The sequence below is a fragment of the Acinetobacter sp. YH12200 genome, from assembly GCF_013418175.1.
Taxonomy (GTDB): Bacteria; Pseudomonadota; Gammaproteobacteria; order Pseudomonadales; family Moraxellaceae; genus Acinetobacter; species Acinetobacter pseudolwoffii.
On sequence record NZ_VPCO01000015.1, the window covers coordinates 13,570 to 33,027 of the forward strand.

The 19,458-nt window shown below is 43.9% G+C and carries 18 protein-coding genes; 9 read left to right on the forward strand and 9 right to left on the reverse strand.

All coding sequences use genetic code 11. From position 1 onward, the window contains the following. The 6 genes from ispC to rimO form a co-directional block, all read right to left on the reverse strand. Nucleotides 1-1,197, reverse strand: a complete 1,197-nt coding sequence (gene ispC, locus FTU90_RS10940) for a 1-deoxy-D-xylulose-5-phosphate reductoisomerase (RefSeq protein WP_180072673.1) — start codon at nucleotides 1,195-1,197, stop codon at nucleotides 1-3. After that, entirely contained in the window at nucleotides 1,198-2,022 is an 825-nt protein-coding gene (locus tag FTU90_RS10945; protein ID WP_180072675.1) for a phosphatidate cytidylyltransferase, read from the reverse strand. Nucleotides 2,023-2,025: 3 nt separating this feature from the next. Further along, nucleotides 2,026-2,778: a polyprenyl diphosphate synthase gene (gene uppS / locus FTU90_RS10950; RefSeq protein WP_005096706.1), complete on the reverse strand. Its 753-nt coding sequence runs from the start codon at nucleotides 2,776-2,778 to the stop codon at nucleotides 2,026-2,028. Between the two features lie 7 nt (nucleotides 2,779-2,785). Then, nucleotides 2,786-3,340 carry a ribosome recycling factor gene (frr, locus tag FTU90_RS10955; RefSeq protein ID WP_005096705.1) on the reverse strand — a complete coding sequence of 185 codons (555 nt, stop codon included), beginning with the start codon at nucleotides 3,338-3,340 and terminating at the stop codon, nucleotides 2,786-2,788. A 78-nt stretch (nucleotides 3,341-3,418) separates the two neighbouring features. Then, complete coding sequence (gene pyrH / locus FTU90_RS10960; protein ID WP_004279886.1) at nucleotides 3,419-4,147, reverse strand: UMP kinase; 729 nt, start codon at nucleotides 4,145-4,147, stop codon at nucleotides 3,419-3,421. Between the two features lie 46 nt (nucleotides 4,148-4,193). Continuing rightward, a complete protein-coding gene (rimO, locus tag FTU90_RS10965) occupies nucleotides 4,194-5,537 on the reverse strand; it encodes a 30S ribosomal protein S12 methylthiotransferase RimO (RefSeq protein ID WP_005096703.1) in 1,344 nt (447 codons plus the stop codon). 341 nt (nucleotides 5,538-5,878) lie between these two features. Here rimO and glnL point away from each other — a divergent pair, with 341 nt between their 5' ends. Both glnL and glnG read left to right on the forward strand, forming a co-directional pair. Beyond that, nucleotides 5,879-6,988 carry a nitrogen regulation protein NR(II) gene (gene glnL, locus FTU90_RS10970; protein ID WP_005096702.1) on the forward strand — a complete coding sequence of 370 codons (1,110 nt, stop codon included), beginning with the start codon at nucleotides 5,879-5,881 and terminating at the stop codon, nucleotides 6,986-6,988. After that, complete coding sequence (gene glnG, locus FTU90_RS10975) at nucleotides 6,975-8,456, forward strand: nitrogen regulation protein NR(I) (protein WP_005096701.1); 1,482 nt, start codon at nucleotides 6,975-6,977, stop codon at nucleotides 8,454-8,456. Before glnL ends, glnG begins: the two co-directional genes overlap by 14 nt. Before the next feature lie 42 nt (nucleotides 8,457-8,498). Here the strand turns inward: glnG and FTU90_RS10980 are convergent, their stop codons facing one another. The 3 genes from FTU90_RS10980 to mnmG form a co-directional block, all read right to left on the reverse strand. Then, nucleotides 8,499-8,825 carry a hypothetical protein gene (locus FTU90_RS10980; protein ID WP_035337926.1) on the reverse strand — a complete coding sequence of 109 codons (327 nt, stop codon included), beginning with the start codon at nucleotides 8,823-8,825 and terminating at the stop codon, nucleotides 8,499-8,501. A gap of 132 nt (nucleotides 8,826-8,957) precedes the next feature. After that, on the reverse strand, nucleotides 8,958-10,163 hold the full coding sequence (gene mhpT, locus FTU90_RS10985; protein ID WP_180072677.1) for a 3-(3-hydroxy-phenyl)propionate transporter MhpT: 1,206 nt from the start codon (nucleotides 10,161-10,163) through the stop codon (nucleotides 8,958-8,960). Between the two features lie 316 nt (nucleotides 10,164-10,479). Next, nucleotides 10,480-12,360, reverse strand: a complete 1,881-nt coding sequence (mnmG, locus tag FTU90_RS10990) for a tRNA uridine-5-carboxymethylaminomethyl(34) synthesis enzyme MnmG (RefSeq protein ID WP_005171251.1) — start codon at nucleotides 12,358-12,360, stop codon at nucleotides 10,480-10,482. Between the two features lie 255 nt (nucleotides 12,361-12,615). On the opposite strand from mnmG, the gene FTU90_RS10995 reads away from it, so the two are divergent. From FTU90_RS10995 to purH, 7 genes are all read left to right on the forward strand, one after another. Continuing rightward, nucleotides 12,616-13,086, forward strand: a complete 471-nt coding sequence (locus FTU90_RS10995) for a hypothetical protein (RefSeq protein WP_005171252.1) — start codon at nucleotides 12,616-12,618, stop codon at nucleotides 13,084-13,086. A gap of 145 nt (nucleotides 13,087-13,231) precedes the next feature. Then, on the forward strand, nucleotides 13,232-14,119 hold the full coding sequence (locus tag FTU90_RS11000; RefSeq protein WP_005096695.1) for a bile acid:sodium symporter family protein: 888 nt from the start codon (nucleotides 13,232-13,234) through the stop codon (nucleotides 14,117-14,119). Nucleotides 14,120-14,207: 88 nt separating this feature from the next. Beyond that, on the forward strand, nucleotides 14,208-15,095 hold the full coding sequence (locus tag FTU90_RS11005; RefSeq protein WP_180000889.1) for a bile acid:sodium symporter family protein: 888 nt from the start codon (nucleotides 14,208-14,210) through the stop codon (nucleotides 15,093-15,095). A 129-nt stretch (nucleotides 15,096-15,224) separates the two neighbouring features. Then, nucleotides 15,225-16,130, forward strand: coding sequence for a 50S ribosomal protein L11 methyltransferase (gene prmA, locus FTU90_RS11010; protein ID WP_100357118.1), 906 nt, complete (start codon nucleotides 15,225-15,227; stop codon nucleotides 16,128-16,130). A gap of 15 nt (nucleotides 16,131-16,145) precedes the next feature. Next, the gene (locus FTU90_RS11015) at nucleotides 16,146-17,000 is read left to right on the forward strand and encodes a DUF3426 domain-containing protein (protein WP_005171257.1); all 855 of its coding nucleotides are present in this window, start codon (nucleotides 16,146-16,148) and stop codon (nucleotides 16,998-17,000) included. A 396-nt stretch (nucleotides 17,001-17,396) separates the two neighbouring features. Then, complete coding sequence (fis, locus tag FTU90_RS11020) at nucleotides 17,397-17,666, forward strand: DNA-binding transcriptional regulator Fis (RefSeq protein ID WP_001086304.1); 270 nt, start codon at nucleotides 17,397-17,399, stop codon at nucleotides 17,664-17,666. A gap of 95 nt (nucleotides 17,667-17,761) precedes the next feature. Continuing rightward, complete coding sequence (gene purH / locus FTU90_RS11025; protein WP_005096691.1) at nucleotides 17,762-19,336, forward strand: bifunctional phosphoribosylaminoimidazolecarboxamide formyltransferase/IMP cyclohydrolase; 1,575 nt, start codon at nucleotides 17,762-17,764, stop codon at nucleotides 19,334-19,336. The last annotated feature ends 122 nt before the right edge of the window (nucleotides 19,337-19,458 follow it).

The window sequence follows — 19,458 nt, forward strand, 5'->3', positions numbered from 1 at the left end:
TTAACTTCCTTTATTCACAACATACTGCTGTGATAAACCTCGTGCCATTTGATCTGCCTGCAAGATAGCCTCCAGATCATTTGCCGGCTGATTGTCCATCTGATTCAGGACATGTTCAACCACTTGAGGAATTTGGGTAAACCTAATTTGCTGATGTAAAAATGCGTCAACTGCAATTTCATTGGCCGCATTTAAAATCGTGGGTGCAATTCCGCCGCTCTGCATCGCCTGACGAGCCAACTTTAATGCAGGAAAACGAATCACATCCGGTTCCTGAAAGTTAAGCTGCGAGTGCATAAACAGATCTAAGGGTGGTACATGCGTACTGATTCGCTCAGGCCATGCCAATGCATGTGCAATAGGTGTGCCCATATCCGGATTACCCATTTGTGCCAAAGTTGAACCATCTACATATTGAACCATGGAGTGAATAATACTCTGTGGATGCACCACGACTGTAACAAATTGTTCTTGAACTGCAAACAAATGACAGGCTTCGATCAATTCCAGACCTTTATTCATTAAAGTCGCTGAATCGACCGAAATTTTCTGGCCCATTGACCAGTTGGGATGCTTGCAGGCCTGTGCAGGCGTCACATCTTCAAGCTGTTGTAGACTATGATTAAGAAACGGCCCACCAGATGCAGTTAACAAAATTTGCGAGACACCCAGCTTGGGCTTGCCATGACGCTCTGCCTCAAAATAGTGCTGTGGTAAACACTGGAAAATCGCATTGTGTTCGGAATCCACCGGAAGCAACAATGCACCATGATCGCGTGCAGCCTGCATCATGATGTCACCGGACATCACCAAAGCTTCTTTATTGGCCAACAGTACGCGCTTGCCTGCTTTTACTGCAGCCAGTGTCGGCAACAATCCGGCAGCACCGACAATGGCAGCCATGACAATATCGACATCCGCATATTCAGCCACAGCAATTAAACCGGCTTCATCTTGCAGAATTTCAATATCAGCCAGACCATGTTGCTGAAGGAGTTTTGAAAACTCCTCCACTTTTGCCGCAGGCACCACCGCCACTTTAGGGCGGTATTGCTGGCAAATCTTGACCAGCTCATCAATACGACTTTGCGCGGTTACAGCAAAAACCGAGTACGCTTCAGGATGTCGCTGCAAGATTTTTAAAGTACTTTGACCAATAGAACCTGTAGCACCCAGTATACAAACCGCTTGTGACATTTATAAATCTACACCAATAAGTTTTAGAACAGCAATACCTGCCGCAAAGATTGGAGCTGCAGCAAGCAAAGAATCAATACGATCCAGCACCCCACCATGACCCGGTAAAATACGGCCCGAGTCTTTAATACCGGCACGTCGTTTGATCATGGATTCAAACAGATCTCCCAGTACTGAACTGAAGACCGTGATCACCGATAAGATCAGGAATAAAATAAGTTCTGGCCAGGTCATCTCCAGATAAAGCAAAGCAACTGCAATCACAATCAGCATTGAGGTGACCACACCACCATACAGCCCTTCTACAGATTTGTTTGGGCTGACATTTGGTGCAAGTTTTTTCCTACCGAATTTACGGCCGACAAAATATGCACCGCTGTCTGCGCCCCATACCAGTAAAAACAGGTACATCAACCACCACGGTGAACTTTGCCAAACCGAGAAAATTGCGGTGACAGCAGCAGAAATCAGCACTACACCAATGCCATTTAGGCTTGCGTTGTACCAGCCGTCATACTCAGGATAAGACTTGACCCAGTAAATACTGAGTAACCAGGTAATAATAGAAGCCACCCATAACAACAAAGCGACTTCAGCAAAATACAATGCCAATGCTGATAGAGCCGCGGTCAGCACCCCATATCCCCATGCAACGGGCTTGATGACCTGCTTAAATTTTCGCGGCATGAGTTTAAACCACTCATAACCGGCAACCCCGGCAGCAAGAACCATCAATACAAACATTGGATAATGTGATTCAGTAGCAAACATACAGCTCAGTACAACTGCTACCAACACCAATGCGGTTATAATCCGCTCAAACATGTATTAATTCTCAAGTTTTTCCTGATGAACCTGCTCTGATGTTTTACCGAAACGACGTTCACGCCCACCAAATACGGCAAGTGCATCATCAAGTTCTTCAACGGTAAATTCTGGCCACAGCGTCTCAGTGAAATAAAGCTCTGCATAGGCTGCCTGCCATAACAGAAAATTCGACAGACGGAAATCTCCGCCAGTACGAATCAGCAGATCAACTGCTGGTAAGTCACCGAGGCTGACATATTGACCAAATACATCAGTATCAATTGCATCAAGATCTAATTTATTTGTTAAAACATCACTGGCAATTTGCTTTGCAGCTTGTGCCATATCCCACATACCGCCATAACTGATTGCAATAGTGAGTGTCATACTATTGAAATTAGCAGTCCTTTGTTCGGCTTGCAACATGAGTCCCTGCAATTCAGCGGACAAACGGCTGCGATCACCGATAAAACGTAAGGCAATATTGAATTTTTCCATGCGGGGGAGTTGCTCATGAATCGTGTCAAGCAGGAGTTTCATGAGCAATTCGACTTCAAACTGTGGACGATTCCAGTTTTCACTGGAAAAGGCAAAAACAGTTAAAGCCTGGATATTTCTTTTTCTACAGTGTTCTACAATCGGATCCAGAACCGTTTTTCCTTCACGGTGTCCATCACCTTTCTGCATCTGATTTTTTTTGGCGAAACGATTGTTGCCATCCATAATGATGGCAACATGTTTCGGAAGACAGGGGTTTTCTTCAGCAGCGGTCATCGATGAATTAGACCTTCATCAATTCAGCTTCTTTCGCAGCCAAGCGTTTGTCAACTTCAGCAACAAATTTGTCGGTAATTTTCTGGATTTCATCAGCAGCACGACGTTCTTCATCTTCAGAAATTTCTTTTTCTTTCAATAAAGCTTTGATATCACCCAATACATCACGGCGAATGTTACGAATTGCCACTTTCGCATTTTCTGCTTCAGTACGGGCAACTTTCTGCATGTCACGACGTGTTTCTTCAGTGAGTGCTGCCATAGGTACACGGATCGCATCTGCTGAAATCGGGTTAAGACCCAAGTCAGATTCACGAATCGCTTTATCAATTGCAGCCACCATTGAACGTTCAAACGGTTGAACCAACAGGGTACGTGAATCTTCAACACCAACGTTTGCCACCTGGTTCAATGGAACGTCTGAACCATAGTAAGAAACCATCACATTATTTAAAATAGATGGATGCGCGCGACCGGTACGAACTTTTGCAAAACCATGCTCTAGAGATTCTAGAGTTTTGTTCATACGGTCTTCGCTGTCTTTTTTAAGATCGTTAATCATATGATCTTCCTTACTTAATTCTAAAAAAGTTAATTGCTAAATTAGCGCGTAGTATAAAGTGCTTTGGTGCTCACGTCATTAATTGGTAACGTGAGTCCCTTCTTTTTCGCCCATCACCACTGAAAGTAATGCGCCAGATTTATTCATATCGAATACTTGTAGTGGCACATTGTGGTCACGACATAAACAGATCGCAGTTAAGTCCATGACACCCAGTTTTTCATCCAGCACCTGATCAAAGGTTAAAGTGTCATATTTAACCGCATCGTCATATTTGCTTGGATCTTTGTTATATACGCCATCGACTTTAGTGGCTTTCAAAATCAAATCTGATTCGATTTCAATACCACGCAAACATGCTGCGGTATCTGTGGTAAAGAATGGATTACCTGTACCTGCCACGAATACACACACTTCACCCTGAGTCAGGTGACGGATCGCATCACGGCTCGAGTAAGACTCAACCACAGCACCAATTGGCAGTGCAGACATCAAACGGGTTTTAATATTACGGCGCACCAAAGCGTCGCGTAGTGCCAGACCGTTCATCACGGTTGCCAGCATACCCATCTGGTCGCCAGTGACCCGGCCAACCAGACCGTCTTTTTGCAGCTGGCTACCGCGGTACAGGTTACCACCACCGACCACGATACCTACTTGTACGCCTAAACCCACAAGGTGCGCAATAGAAAGCGACATCTGGTCGAGCACTTGTGCATCGATTCCCATGTCTTTATTGCCTGCCAGCGCTTCACCAGAAAGCTTTAACAGAATGCGACCAAAGCGTGGCTTTTTAGAATCCAACATCATCAAACTCCAAAGTATTCAATTTAAATTTTTTTAATTCAAAATCTTAAGCAGATTTGACTGAAATGAGTTTTGCATACAGATCGTACTCGTCTGCATCGGTAATCTCGACTTCAAGCAAATCCCCTGCCTTAATGACGCTTTTATCGATATCTTCAACAAAAACATTGCCATCAATTTCAGGTGCATCTGCATAAGAACGCGCAACTGCCACCGGGAATTCTTCTTCCAGATCATCTACCAGCACGGTCATGGTCTGACCAATACGTTTTTGGAGTTTGGCTGCCGAGATTTCTTGCTGAACCTGCATGAAACGCTCATAACGCTCTTGTTTAATTTCTTCAGGAACGTGGTCTGGCAAATCGTTTGCTGTCGCACCTTCAACTGGTGAATAGGTAAAGCAACCTACACGATCCAATTGAGCTTGTTTCAGCCAATCGAGCAGCATCTGGAAGTCTTCTTCGGTTTCACCCGGGAAGCCCACCACAAATGTTGAACGGATAACCAGATCAGGACATTTTTCACGCCAGATATTCAATCGCTCCAGTGTGTTTTCACTGTGCGCAGGACGTTTCATCAGCTTGAGAATTTTTGGACTCGCATGCTGAAATGGAATATCCAGATAAGGCAGGATTTTGCCTTGAGCCATCAGGTCAATCACGGCATCGACATGCGGATATGGATAAACATAGTGCAAACGCACCCAGATTCCCAACTGACCGAGTGCTTCACACATGTCATAGAATTTGGTTTTCACCGGCTGGCCGTTCCAGAAATCCAGCTTGTATTTGGTGTCCAGACCGTAAGCAGAAGTATCCTGGGAGATAACGAGTACTTCTTTAACACCGGCACGTTTCAGCGCTGCGGCTTCTTCAAGCACAGAACCAACTGGACGGGAGACCAAATCACCACGCATGCTTGGAATAATACAGAAAGTACAACGATGGTTGCAGCCTTCCGATATTTTCAAATAGGCATAATGTTTAGGTGTTAGGCGGATACCTTGCTCTGGAACTAAATCAATAAATGGATTGTGTTTTGGCGGTTCAGGCACGTATTGATGAACCGCATCCATAACATCTTTATATGCCGCTGCACCTGTCACTTTCAGGACATTCGGATGCATCTGGCGAATCTTGTCTTCGTCTTTACCTAGACAGCCTGTTACGATGACGCGACCATTCGCGCTCATCGCCTCACCAATCGCGTCTAGCGATTCTTGCACTGCGGATTCAATGAAACCACAGGTATTTACTACAACTAAATCAGCACCGTCATAATCCGAAGCGACGTCATAACCTTCAGTCTTTAACTGGGTTAAAATACGTTCAGAATCTACCAATGCCTTAGGACAACCTAAAGATACAAAACCGACTTTGGGGGACTTCATGAATTTTCGCTCTACTAGAATGCGCGTATTGTATGTCTTTTCGCATCATAAAAATAGTTGAAAACCTGACTCTTTGCATCATGCACTAAAATAACGCCATAAAATATACAACATATTTGCGCGCGCACCAAAATAGAACATTTTAGATTTACAGCCTCAATTTAATCCGCTATACCTAAGATGAATTGTGTCGCTGTGGCACATTTCTGCATTTCATCGCAATAAATAAGCTTTAGTCATAAAAGTTGGCGTGCATCTTGCATCAAATCAGAACTTAAAATTGATTAAATTGCTTTATGAAGATGCCATTGCGCCATTTTAATACAGGAAAAAAACCGCGAATGGATCAGCTTATTCCGATCGACTATCGTGTTTTAGTGGACAATATGACCACGTGTATCTTATTGGTAGACCGCGATCTTAATATTTATTATCTTAACTCTGCCTGCGAAGCCTTATTTGATGTGAGCTTATTTCGCGCCAGTGGAAGTCCGGCACTGGGTCTTCTGCAACATCCGACCGATGAGTTTAATACTGAAGAAGCGCTGAACAATACTTTAACTACAGGCCAACCTTATACACGCCGAGAAGCCACACTGATTGTCAACTTTAAGGACATTCATGTCGATTACACCGTTTCTCAGCTAAATCTGGGTAAGCCCTATCACCCACTGTTGTTAATCGAGCTCAATCCTCGTGACCGCATGCTTAAAATTTCGCGTGAAGAAAACCTGATTCAGCAACATCAAGTGGCTCGCCAGCTGATTCGTGGTGTCGCGCACGAAATCAAGAATCCACTCGGCGGAATTCGGGGGGCAACACAACTTCTGGCTCGCAGTCTGAATGATCCACAATACAAAGAATTTACCGATATTATTATTAGTGAAGTCGATCGACTCCGAAATCTGGCCGACACCATGCTCGGTTCACGCCAACTGCCAAGCTATGAGCTGGTAAATGTACATGAGCCACTTGAGCGGGTGCGCTCACTCATCGCCAATCAAAGCAAAAAGAAAATCAAGATTATTCGGGATTATGACCTGTCCTTACCTGAAGTGCTGGCAGACCGTGATCAACTGATTCAGGTGATCTTGAATATTTGCGCCAATGCAGTACAGGCCATGACCGAGAACAAAGAGTTCTTTGTCGATCACCAGCCTGAACTGGTTTTAAGAACCCGGATTCAGCGCCTATTTACCATTAACGGGGCAATTCATCGCTCTGTGGTACGCATTGATATTGAAGACAATGGCCCTGGGGTCCCCGAAGACATTATCGAATCTGTGTTTTATCCACTGGTCACCAGTCGCGCCAAAGGTACCGGACTGGGTCTCAGTATTGCTCAAAATATTATTCATCAGCATAACGGCATGATTGAATGTCAGTCCGTGGCTGGAAAAACCGTGTTTAGCTTATATTTACCTTGGGAGTCGAATCATGTCGCGAAATAAAATATGGGTGATTGATGACGATCGTGCCATGCGCTGGGTACTGGAAAAAACCTTTAAAGAAGAAGGCTTGGACGTGACCAGCTTTGAAGAAGCACAATCCGCACTAGATCAACTCAGTGTTGATGCACCAGATGTGATTCTGACCGATATCCGTATGCCGGGGATTGATGGACTCACCTTCTTGGGTAAGGTCAAACACAATTATCCTGACCTGCCTGTGATTATTATGACGGCGCATTCAGACCTAGAGTCTGCTGTATCAAGTTATCAAACTGGTGCTTTTGAATATCTACCAAAGCCTTTTGATATTGATGAAGCGCTGGCACTGGTCAATCGTGCGATTTTGCATATTACCAAGCTGCAACAACAAGAATCAGCAAAAGTTGCCCCGCCGATTCAATCGACTGAAATTATCGGTGAATCTCCCGCCATGCAGGAAGTGTTTCGCGCCATCGGCCGTTTAGCGCAATCGCATATTACTGTACTCATTAATGGTGAGTCCGGTACAGGGAAAGAATTGGTGGCACATGCCTTGCACCGCCATTCACCGCGTAGTGCAAAGCCCTTTATTGCCCTCAATATGGCAGCTATTCCAAAAGACCTGATCGAAACCGAACTTTTTGGTCACGAAAAAGGTGCATTTACCGGTGCCAATACCCAGCGTCAAGGTCGTTTTGAACAGGCCAACGGCGGCACGCTGTTTCTGGATGAAATTGGCGACATGCCTTTTGAAACCCAAACCCGTTTATTGCGTGTTTTGGCCGATGGCGAGTTCTACCGTGTTGGCGGTCATATTCCAGTTAAGGTTGATGTGCGGATTGTGGCTGCCACACATCAGGATCTGGAAAAACTGGTACATGACGGCCGTTTCCGTGAAGACTTGTATCACCGCCTGAATGTGATTCGGATTCACATTCCAAAACTGGCACATCGCAGTGAAGACATTCCGATGCTGGCGCAGCACTTCCTGGCACGTGCTGGTAAAGAACTCGGCGTTAATCCCAAAATTCTGCGTCCTGAAACCCAGGAATATATGCAAAAACTGCCGTGGCAAGGCAACGTACGCCAGCTTGAAAATACCTGTCGCTGGCTAACCGTGATGATCACAGGTCGTGAAGTCTATCCAGAAGACCTACCACCTGAACTGAAACAAATTCCAATTCAAGATTTGGATTTAGGCTCACCAATTCCAAACTTAAACCAAGTGGGTCCACAGCACTGGGATGAATTACTAGGTCAATGGGCCATGCAAAAACTCAAAAATGGCGAGATGAAACTTTTGGATGTCGCGACGCCGATGTTTGAGCGCACCCTGATTAATGCTGCATTACAACAAACCCGTGGTCGCAAACGTCATGCAGCTGAACTTTTGGGCTGGGGCCGTAACACGCTGACCCGCAAGCTCAAAGAACTCGGTATGGATACGGCCGATGATGAGGTAGAAGAAGAAATCGAAAGTCCAAGCTAATCTATAAAAGTACCTTCGGGTGCTTTTTTATACTGAGATGAGTTAAACAGTCAAGCCGATATAACGCGAATAACCTGCTGCGCCCAAGTCTGACTTTAAGATCAGATAGTCTGAATAAGTACTGGCGGTAATTTCATCAAACATATTCACCTGATCGTCATTGGCATGCAGATCATCTACCGAACGCGGCATACTGTGCTCAAATTCATCGGTCATATATTCAAAGCCAATATCCATGGCAATAAATAAAGTATGTTCACATGGCTGTACATATTGTTCTTCAGTCCAGTCAATAATGTTCTGCTGGCAATGTGGACAGGCAATATTATCGGTGGCCTGAATATCGAGTTCGATCAGTTGGTAAGGCATATAAAAATCAGTCTGTTTGCTATCCATCTATTTTAGCAAATTTTATCTGCCGATTTTACTCAATTAAAATATGAGCCATAACAAAGGAATCCGTAGATTCCTTTTTAGTAGCGAAAAAAGCACAAAATTGGCTTATTTATGAGCTGCCTTATAACGTGACAGTGCCGTGACCGCTACCGCTGATACAACCACCGCAGGTAAACTTGCCATAAGGATACCTGTAGTTCCCAAACCCAATGCCAAAATTTTTCCGGTTAATAACGGACCGGTCATGGCACCTAAACGGCCTAAAGAAATGGCGCTGCCCACGCCTGTAACTTTACCTGCACCTGAATAAAAAATCGGTGAGATGCCATACAGAATAGATTGACCACCTGTAGAAAAGATTCCGCCCATCACCCCGGCTAAAATTAATAGCGGAATCGAGGTACTGGTGAACAACAATACCAAGGCAACAAATAAACCACTATAAATAATGACAGCCATTTGCCATAGTTTTAAACGATCTAACAAATACCCCAAACCCAAGGTTCCAATCACTGCACCCACCTGAAACACCAGCATCACCAGAAAAGCCTGCTGTCTTTCCAGGCCTTGTTCCATCAGCAAATTAGGCAACCAGCTAATCAAAATATAGTTGATCATCAGGGTGAAGAAGAAACCTACCCAAAGCGGCACTGTATTTTTATACTGTTGCTGCTTGAACAAAACCTCGACCATGCCCGGTACAGCTTCGCCAGATCTTTTTTGCGCTACCGCTGCTTTAGGTTGATCTTTAAGAATAAAGCCCATAAAAGGGAGAAGCGCTAAAGGCGTTAAACCACCAATCAAAAATAAAGTCTGCCATTGAATATCTGGAAGCAGCATAGCCAAACCGGCGACAAAAATAGCACCAACAGGCAGGCCACAATACATCAAGCTATTGAGCTTACCGCGATTGGCTTCAGTTGCTTCATCTCCAACCACGGAAATCATGGTCGGCATTGCAGCACCCAGACCCAAACCGGTCAAGAAACGCGCAGCATATAAAACCTCGATGCTCGGTGCAATTGCAGTCAGCGACATGAACACACCAAAAATAGCCACAGACAACATTAGGACTTTCTTTTGTCCCAAATAATCCGCGATACGTCCGCCAAAGAATGCACCAAAGAGCATTCCAAAGACGCCCAGACTAAACACATAGCCCATCTGAACCTGATCTAAAGCAAAGCTTGCCGCAATTCCTTTTGCTGCAATTCCAGGAGCCTGAAGATCGAAACCCTCAAAAAATACCACCCAAAAGCACAAGAAAATCGTCAATATTTTTCGTAATTTTTCACTATAAGGCTGTATCATGATTGATCTCCATCAATAACCTATAAATCGTTTGATAGCCTGACGATCCTATTCCCCCTATTCTTATCCTAATCTGGTCAGAGAAATACCACGACAATAGTCGGATTTAAGTTCATCAACTTGGCTCAACACCCTTTCCATTAGACCTAAAAGTTAAAATTTATAGACTTTTTACATCTTAATAATTTTTATTATCTTTATAAATAAGGCATTTAGTTAAATAGTAGTTATTTATAATTGAATGATAGCCGAGACTTATACAAAAATATCAGCCGATAAAAAGCCCGCATTGCGCGGGCTTTTTCACACTGTATTCTTAAGCAGATTTTTTCGTTTGTGCATTCTTACGAATCGTAATCATCACCAATTGAACAGCCGCAGGCGTCACACCCGGAATACGGCTGGCTTGCGCCAATGTTTCAGGACGTACATCCTTCAGTTTCAACGTGATTTCACGCGACAGACCCGACACGATGTCATAATCGAAGTCGCCTGGAATACGGGTTTCCTCAAGACGTTTCATTTGTGCCACGTCTTCATGCTGACGGTTGATATAACCCGCATATTTCACTGCGATTTCAATCTGATCACCGACCTGCGCAGATACATCAGAACCGGTTAACTCGGCAATTTGCGCAAATGAAATATTTGGACGTTTCAAAAGATCGATCGCTGAACATTCTTTAGATAAATCTGCGCCAGTCATCTCAACGAATTTCTTGCCCATTGGATTGTTTGGCGCCGCCCAAAGATGCTGCAAACGACCGGTTTCTTTTTCAACTGCTTCCATTTTTTCGCAGTAAACCGCCCAACGTGCATCATCGACCAGACCCAATTCACGACCGATCGCAGTTAAACGCTGGTCGGCATTGTCTTCACGTAACATCAAACGATATTCAGCACGTGAGGTAAACATACGGTACGGTTCTTTGGTGCCTAACGTAATCAGGTCATCTACCAATACACCCATATAGGCTTCATCGCGTTTTGGTGTCCACTGCCCTTGATCCCAGGCACGACGTGCAGCATTTAAACCTGCCAGCAAACCTTGTGCACCTGCTTCTTCATAACCAGTGGTTCCATTAATTTGACCAGCGAAATACAGGTTATTAATCGCTTTGGTTTCAAGGGTAAATTTCAACGCTTGCGGGTTGAAATAATCGTACTCAATGGCGTAACCCGGACGCAAAATATGCGCATTTTCCATACCACGGATTGAGCGAACCAACTCAAACTGCACATCAAATGGCAATGAAGTTGAAATACCATTTGGATAAAGCTCATGCGTATCCAGACCTTCCGGTTCCAAGAATACTTGATGCGAGTCTTTATCGGCAAAACGGTGAATCTTGTCTTCAATTGATGGGCAATAACGCGGCCCCACACCTTCAATTTTACCGGTATACATCGGTGAGCGATCTAGACCACCGCGAATAATCTCATGCGTACGTTCATTGGTATGGGTGATATAGCAGTTCACCTGTTCCGGATGCATAGACGCATCGCCCATAAACGACATGGTTGGAGATGGGAAATCACCCGGCTGCGGTGTCATTACAGAAAAGTCGACCGAACGTGCATCGATACGCGGTGGTGTACCGGTTTTTAAACGCCCCACAGGTAAATTCAATTCGCGCAAACGTGCTGCCAATGAAATCGACGGCGGATCACCGGCACGACCACCACTGGATTTTTCCAGACCAACGTGAATTACGCCACCCAAGAATGTACCCGCAGTCAACACCACAGTTTTGGCATCAAAACGAATGCCCATTTGGGTAACCACACCTTTGACGGTATCGCCTTCAACAATCAGGTCATCAGCCGCTTGCTGGAAAATATCCAAGTTCGCCTGATTCTCTAAGGTTTCACGAATTGCCGCTTTAAAACGGACACGGTCTGCCTGCGCACGTGTTGCACGAACTGCTGCACCTTTACGCGAGTTCAAAATACGGAACTGAATACCGCCTTTGTCGGCAGCCAGTGCCATTGCACCGCCCAAGGCATCAATTTCACGCACCAAGTGCGATTTACCAATACCACCGATGGCCGGGTTACAGCTCATCTGCCCTAAAGTCTCAATGTTATGAGTTAAGAGTAAAGTCTGTCGACCCATACGCGCTGCAGCCAGAGCTGCTTCTGTACCGGCGTGACCGCCACCGATAACAATGACATCGTATACTTTAGGATAATGCATAGTGGTAATTGAGAGATAAAAAAGGATAGCTGAGTATTATAGCAAATTTCATTCTAAAGTAGACAGATTCAGTCGAATTTATCCTGAGATAAAAAATGAATCATCCTGTACAAGAATCAAGCACTGTAATTTAACTTTGCAGAGGGACTATATAAATTAAACATATAAGTTCAGAAAATTACTCGATTTACACTGTTTAATTTTGAGTATTTTTTAAGCTATATACTGCTTACATTACAAACAAAGGTATAACTGATGAATAAGAATATTTTTCTCTCAACTGTTCTGTGTGGTTTATGTTTTGCGCCATTTGCAGCCTCAGCAAATGATAAGGTCGAAACCACTTATAATGCGCAAAAGTATCAACAGGTTTGTAAAGGCAAAACCCAAGGTGCTCAAGTCAGTTTTGCTCATCGAGGCATTATCTGGAATGGAACCTGTGAGCCACAGTTTTTCGCTTCATCAAAAAATGCTTCAATCAAAGGTGATGAAGCTGAACTCATGAGTACCTGTAGTGGCAATAGTAGCGCGACCACCGCCACCATTAATGGAACCGAAGTCAAAGGTAAATGTGCTTTAGGCTTTATGCCGCCACGCCCTCAGGGACAATCCCAAATGCACAGTCAGCCAATGCAACCACAAATGAGCCAGCCGCAAATGCAGCAACCAATGAATGACCAGCAGACTCCGCCTGATGCGCAAATGCAAACTCAGCCAGGAATGTAAGCCGTCATAGCTCTAAATAGCTTACATTTCAAGTAAAAGCTTTGACGGGCAAAGTGAATACATTTTGCCCGTTTTATATTGCTTATTTATTCAGCTAGGCTACACTTAAAATCTATCTAAAAATCAATAATAAAAAGGGTTTTTCATGGATTCGGGGTTTTTTAACTTTTTTTTGCCTATTACCTTGGCAATCATGATGATGGGGCTGGGACTCGAATTAAAAATCAAGGATTTCCTGCGCTTAAGCCGCTATCCTAAAGTCATTTTTATTGCCCTATTTACACAGCTCGTGCTGTTGACCAGTATTGCTTTCTTTATTTGCCTGATTCTAGACTTAGCTCCTTTACTCGCAGTAGGTTTAATGCTTCTGGCCGCTTCACCAGGAGGCCCAACCGCCAACCTGTTTAGCTATCTGTATAAAGGCGACGTCGCGCTGAATATCACCCTGACTGCCATCAATACCATCATTTCTATTTTCACCCTACCCTTTATTATCAATCTGTCATTACAATATTTTATGAGTCACGACTCGACTGTGACATTTCCAGTTGAAAAAATGATACAGGTGTTTTTAATTACCCTGATCCCCGTGATCATCGGGATGCTGCTTCGAGCCAAATTTCCACGCTTATCCATTACCGTCAGCAAATCGATGCGCTTCGTTTCAATTAGTTTTTTAAGCATACTCTTGATATTTGCCGTTTTTAGAGATCGTTTTAATCTCTTTGAATATTTTTCCAGTATTGGTTTAGCCACTGTGATTTTATGTTTTTCCAGCCTGTTTATTGGTTATTGCATTCCGCTACTGATGGGTATTCCAGAAAAAATGGCACGGGCCTGTACCTTTGAAATCGGCATTCATAATACGGCGATTGCGATCACCATTGCGATTTCGGTCTTAGGCAATGTCACCATGGCGATTCCGGCCGGCATTTACACCATTGTCATGTATAGTTTTGCGACTATTTTCGGGGTGATGATGAGTCGCCAATATATCGCTTATCGCCATAAAAATCGTTTATCGGATTTGTAATTTATTTGGCTGAGTCTGCGATAAAGCTGTATGCTTTTCCCAAGAAAAGCAAAAGTATTAAAATAATTTTTAACAAGGAGCATGACAGATGGATTCTGGCATTATTACGATTTTACTGCCGCTTGCGCTCGCGATTATTATGGTGGGTTTAGGTCTCGAACTTACCCTCAAAGATTTCGCCCGGGTCACCCAACATCCTAAAGCTGTTTTAGTCGCATTATTTTGTCAACTGGTCTTATTGGTCGGTATTGCATTTATCCTGTGTAAAGTTTTGGCCCTACCCCCACTTCTTGCCGTGGGTCTGATGCTGTTAGCCGCCTCACCCGGCGGCAGTACGGCCAATCTGTTTAGCTATCTTTTCAAAGGTGATCTGGCACTCAACATCACCCTGACTGCAATTAATTCAGTGATTGCAGCCTTAACTTTACCGTTGATCGTTAATTTTTCGATTATGCATTTCATGCAGGACAGCCAGCAGATCACGCTCCAGCTTGGCAAAATTCTTCAGGTGTTTGGCATCATTATTATTCCTGTCGCGATTGGTATGCTGATTCGACATCATGCACCACGCCTGACTGAAAAACTGAATAGACCGCTGCGCATTTTTGCAGTCATATTCTTGATTCTGATTATTGTCGGGGCCATCTATAGTGAACGCACCAATATTGCCGAATATCTGACTCAGGTCGGTGTCGCCACGGCATTGTTCTGTATTTTCAGCCTGACCATCGGCTATTTTGTCCCCCGCTTAATGAATATAGATACCGCTCAGGCACGGGCCAGTGCCTTTGAAATTGGCATTCACAACAGCACATTAGCCATGACTATTGCCCTGACCGTGATGTCCAGCACTGCTGTGGCCATGCCTGCCGCGGTTTATTCAATCTTCATGTATATTTTTGCTGCCATTTTTGGTCTGCTGCTTAACCGCTTTGCACCATTAGACAGAACACCTCTTTTCTCTAAGGCTTCATAAGTCTTTATAGAGCTTTATATAGGGTGCTTCGGCATCCTTTTTATTTTAGGTATGCATCAAGAAGATAGCAGCGTTGTGTCTGAACTTCCGTTACAATAGCTTTTTGAAAAATGTATAAAGGTTATTTCTGTGAAGTGGTTACAAATTCATATTACGGTTGAACAAGCTCAGGTCGATTATACTGAGACATTACTCAGCTCACTAGGCGCAGTGAGTGTGACCCTGGATGATGCTGAAAACCAGGATTTGCTGGAACCACTTCCAGGCGAAACACCACTCTGGAATAAAGTGATTGTGACTGGTATTTATGCACAGGAAGAAGGCGAAGAAATTGACGTTGCTGCACTAGAAACCTTTATTGGTGCGCAAATGCCAGAAGCGCCGATCAAGTACGAATTCATTGAAGATCAGGCTTGGGAACGCACCTGGATGGATGCGTATGAGCCAATCCAGATTGCTGAAAAATACTGGATTGTACCGGAATGGATGCAAGCACCTGAAGCCGATGCAGTCAATATCAAGCTTGATCCGGGTCTGGCATTCGGTACAGGGAACCACGCCTCTACATTCTTGTGCTTACAATGGCTCGGCAAAATTGACGTTAAAGACAAAATCGTCATCGATTATGGCTGTGGTTCAGGCATTCTCGCGGTAGCTGCCCTGCTCTTAGGTGCTAAAAAAGCATATGCCACTGATATTGACCCACAAGCAGTTCTGGCCACCCAGCAAAATGCTGAACTGAATGGTGTACTGGACAAACTTTATGTCGGCCTGCCAGAAGAATTTAGAGATGAACTCGGCACTAGCAAGGCTGACGTATTTGTTGCCAATATTTTGGCTGCGCCACTAATGATGTTGGCTCCTGAGTTCGCAACTTTAATTAAATCTGAGGGACAGTTCGCACTTGCCGGAGTTATCGAAGAGCAAGTTGCTGATGTTACTAGCATTTACTCAAATTATTTTGATATATTAGACGTAGAAAAACGAGACGAGCACTGGTGCCGTATCTCGGGTAAACGCCATAAGAATGAATGAGTCTACAAATAGTTTATGAGTGACAAACGAACCCATTGCCCTACCTGTTCCACCACCTACAAGGTCACAGTTGCTCAACTCACCATTGCGCAGGGTATGGTTTGCTGTCCCAAATGTACCACTTCATTTAATGCCTTATCGCATCTGGTGGCCGAAGCCCAAAACTCGGTCACTACCTCAGCGTCTCAGGATCAAACCTATTCTCGATATAACCCACCTGTATATGGTCGCGATCAACAGCAAAATACGCACAGTCTTTTATATATTTTCGATCAGAAAGTTGAACATTCAAATATCGATCTGGAAACCTATTTAAACAATCTGAACTATTTCAGTACCGAACCTATCTCGGTACTGCCGAGCATGAACTGGGAAGATCAGGCAGAAAAACAGATATACCGTGGGCCAATGTATTATATTGGCTGGAGCATCTTGAACCTGATGCTATTTGGCGTATTGCTGTTCCAGTTTTTCTGGTTTAATCCGCAATACATCAAAAATAGTCATATCATGAGTCTGGCCTTTAACAATGTATGCGAGGTGTTTAATTGTTCCAATCTGGAAAAATACTACACGCTGATTCAGGTCAATAAAGTCAAGATCAAGGCAACCAGTCACAAGAAAACTGAATTTAGCGGTGAGCTGATCAACTTCCATGACCGTAGCCTGGCTTTACCGATTTTAAAAATCAATCTGGAACAGCGCGGTGAAGTTGTTGCGACTTATAACCTGTCTGCCAAAGAGTACCTGATTGAAAGTCTGGTCAATATTGAACGTATCCCGAAAAACAGTCCATTCAAATTCAAATTTGAGCTTCCTGTCGATCGTAAAAGCTTTGATCGCTATAGTTTGGAAATAATTCGCCCTTAATCTGAATAGAAAGCATTAAAAAATTAAAAAAAGTTAAAAAAAATGCAGTTTTCTTGCTCACTTTTGCTTAGACAATGGTATGATACGCGCCACGAAAGCTATGTGCTGCAACTCCTCGCTACTTTTTCACAACAAATACAGTCTTGCCTAATGCGCTATAAAATTTATTGCGTATCGTGCAGATTTTTTTGTTTTGATTTTGGTCAGTAACAAAACTTTAACTATTGTTACGCTTATTTTTCGACCAAAACGTTGAGATGTGTCAAGCTATTGGCTCAATGCAATGATTAAGTTTTAGAACTCCAGTTTTAGGATCTAAAGCGGAGTTCATTTCAATTTTAGACCACTTTTTATATCGCTTTACCCAAGCGATATTTGTTTTTCGGATTAATTCGCATGAATAGCAAATCTCCTATTTTTACTGCACAATCTGATGTTGCTTTACGTATCCACGTAGATCGCGCAGTTCGCCATTATTTTGCGCAACTACAGGGCGAGCAACCATCTCAGGTATACGACATGGTGCTAGCAGAAATGGAGAAACCTCTTCTATCTGTAGTTCTAGAATATACACGTGGTAACCAAACACGTGCTGCCGAGATTCTCGGACTCAACCGTGGTACTTTACGTAAAAAGTTAAAAGCTCACGGTTTAATGAGTGAATAAATGATAAAATGCTTGCGGCTTCCGCAGGCATTTTTTTTAACCTGTAAATTGCTGATTTTGTTTTATTCTGTTCCTTAAAAACTGTGACGAAGATCATGACTATTAAACGCGCTTTAATCTCTGTGTCTGACAAGACTGGTATTGTTGAATTTGCACAAGAACTTGCTGCTCTAGGGGTAGAAATTTTATCTACAGGTGGTACCTACAAATTGTTGAAAGACAATAGTGTCGCTGTAGTAGAAGTTTCAGAGCATACTGGTTTCCCAGAGATGATGGACGGCCGTGTAAAAACGCTACATCCTAAAATTCATGGTGGTATTCTGGCTCGTCGTGGTCTAGACGAAGCTGTGATGGCTGAACACAACATTGATGCTATTGATTTAGTCGTTGTAAACCTTTATCCATTTGCTGCAACTGTAGCAAAACCAAACTGTTCACTGGCTGATGCGATTGAAAACATCGACATCGGTGGCCCTACCATGGTTCGCGCTGCGGCAAAAAACCATGCATCTGTAGGCATCGTGGTGAATGCTTCTGACTATGCCACTGTTGTAGCTGAGCTTAAAGCTGAAGGCGCTTTATCGCATGCGACTCGTTTCGACCTTGCAGTAAAAGCATTTGAACATACTGCACAATATGACGGCATGATCGCATCTTACCTTGGCGCTCGCGTAGGCAAACAAGAAGGTGAAGCGGACAAGTTTGCACGTACCTTCAATACACAATTGAACAAAGTTCAAGATCTTCGTTACGGTGAAAACCCGCACCAGTCTGCTGCGTTCTACGTTGAAGACACAGCGACAGAAGCCTCAGTTTCAACTGCGAAACAGCTACAAGGTAAAGAACTCTCTTATAACAACATTGCAGACACAGACGCTGCACTTGAATGTGTTAAATCTTTTGCGAAACCTGCTTGTGTAATCGTTAAGCACGCAAACCCATGTGGCGTTGCAGTGTCTTTAGACGGCATTCAAGCGGCTTATGACCTTGCGTATGCAACAGATCCCGAATCTGCATTTGGCGGCATCATTGCATTCAACCGTGAATTAGACGTTGCAACTGCACAAGCGATTGTTGAGCGTCAATTCGTTGAAGTGATCATTGCACCAAGTATTGCTGATGGCGTACTTGAAGTGACTGGTGCGAAGAAAAACGTACGTGTTTTAGTTTGCGGTGAACTTCCAGCAATCGATGCACGTCAATCGCAACTTGATTACAAACGCGTGAATGGCGGCTTGTTAGTACAAGATCAAGACTTGGGCATGATTACTAAAGCTGATCTTAAAGTGGTGACCAAGCGCGCTCCGACTGAACAAGAAATCGATGACATGATCTTTGCTTGGAAAGTCGCAAAATACGTGAAATCTAATGCGATTGTTTATGCGAAAAACCGTCAAACCATTGGTGTTGGCGCAGGTCAAATGAGCCGTGTTAACTCTGCTCGTATTGCTGCAATTAAAGCTGAACATGCTGGCTTGGTGGTTGAGGGTGCTGTCATGGCGTCTGACGCATTCTTCCCATTCCGTGATGGTATTGATAACGCCGCTAAAGCGGGTATCAAATGCATTATCCAGCCGGGTGGTTCTATGCGTGACGAAGAAACCATTGCAGCTGCTGACGAAGCAGGTATTGCGATGGTGTTCACTGGCATGCGTCATTTCCGTCACTAATTGATTCAAAGTCGTATTTATTAATCCCCCTAAATCCCCCTTTGTAAAAAGGGGGACTTTTCACAAATAAAGGGACATTTTTATTCGTGAAGCCCTTCTTTTTTACAGGGTGAGAAGCATGG

Excerpts from the sequence above, each read along its gene's own strand:
- mhpT (WP_180072677.1), bottom strand. The coding sequence starts at position 10,163 with ATGATACAGCCTTATAGTGAAAAATTACGAAAAATATTGACGATTTTC.
- uppS (WP_005096706.1), bottom strand. The coding sequence starts at position 2,778 with ATGACCGCTGCTGAAGAAAACCCCTGTCTTCCGAAACATGTTGCCATC.
- purH (WP_005096691.1), top strand. The coding sequence starts at position 17,762 with ATGACTATTAAACGCGCTTTAATCTCTGTGTCTGACAAGACTGGTATT.
- rimO (WP_005096703.1), bottom strand. The coding sequence starts at position 5,537 with ATGAAGTCCCCCAAAGTCGGTTTTGTATCTTTAGGTTGTCCTAAGGCA.
- FTU90_RS11005 (WP_180000889.1), top strand. The coding sequence starts at position 14,208 with ATGGATTCTGGCATTATTACGATTTTACTGCCGCTTGCGCTCGCGATT.
- fis (WP_001086304.1), top strand. The coding sequence starts at position 17,397 with ATGAATAGCAAATCTCCTATTTTTACTGCACAATCTGATGTTGCTTTA.
- glnL (WP_005096702.1), top strand. The coding sequence starts at position 5,879 with ATGGATCAGCTTATTCCGATCGACTATCGTGTTTTAGTGGACAATATG.
- FTU90_RS10945 (WP_180072675.1), bottom strand. The coding sequence starts at position 2,022 with ATGTTTGAGCGGATTATAACCGCATTGGTGTTGGTAGCAGTTGTACTG.
- ispC (WP_180072673.1), bottom strand. The coding sequence starts at position 1,197 with ATGTCACAAGCGGTTTGTATACTGGGTGCTACAGGTTCTATTGGTCAA.
- FTU90_RS10995 (WP_005171252.1), top strand. The coding sequence starts at position 12,616 with ATGAATAAGAATATTTTTCTCTCAACTGTTCTGTGTGGTTTATGTTTT.
- FTU90_RS11015 (WP_005171257.1), top strand. The coding sequence starts at position 16,146 with ATGAGTGACAAACGAACCCATTGCCCTACCTGTTCCACCACCTACAAG.
- FTU90_RS10980 (WP_035337926.1), bottom strand. The coding sequence starts at position 8,825 with ATGCCTTACCAACTGATCGAACTCGATATTCAGGCCACCGATAATATT.
- mnmG (WP_005171251.1), bottom strand. The coding sequence starts at position 12,360 with ATGCATTATCCTAAAGTATACGATGTCATTGTTATCGGTGGCGGTCAC.
- pyrH (WP_004279886.1), bottom strand. The coding sequence starts at position 4,147 with ATGTTGGATTCTAAAAAGCCACGCTTTGGTCGCATTCTGTTAAAGCTT.
- frr (WP_005096705.1), bottom strand. The coding sequence starts at position 3,340 with ATGATTAACGATCTTAAAAAAGACAGCGAAGACCGTATGAACAAAACT.
- glnG (WP_005096701.1), top strand. The coding sequence starts at position 6,975 with ATGTCGCGAAATAAAATATGGGTGATTGATGACGATCGTGCCATGCGC.
- FTU90_RS11000 (WP_005096695.1), top strand. The coding sequence starts at position 13,232 with ATGGATTCGGGGTTTTTTAACTTTTTTTTGCCTATTACCTTGGCAATC.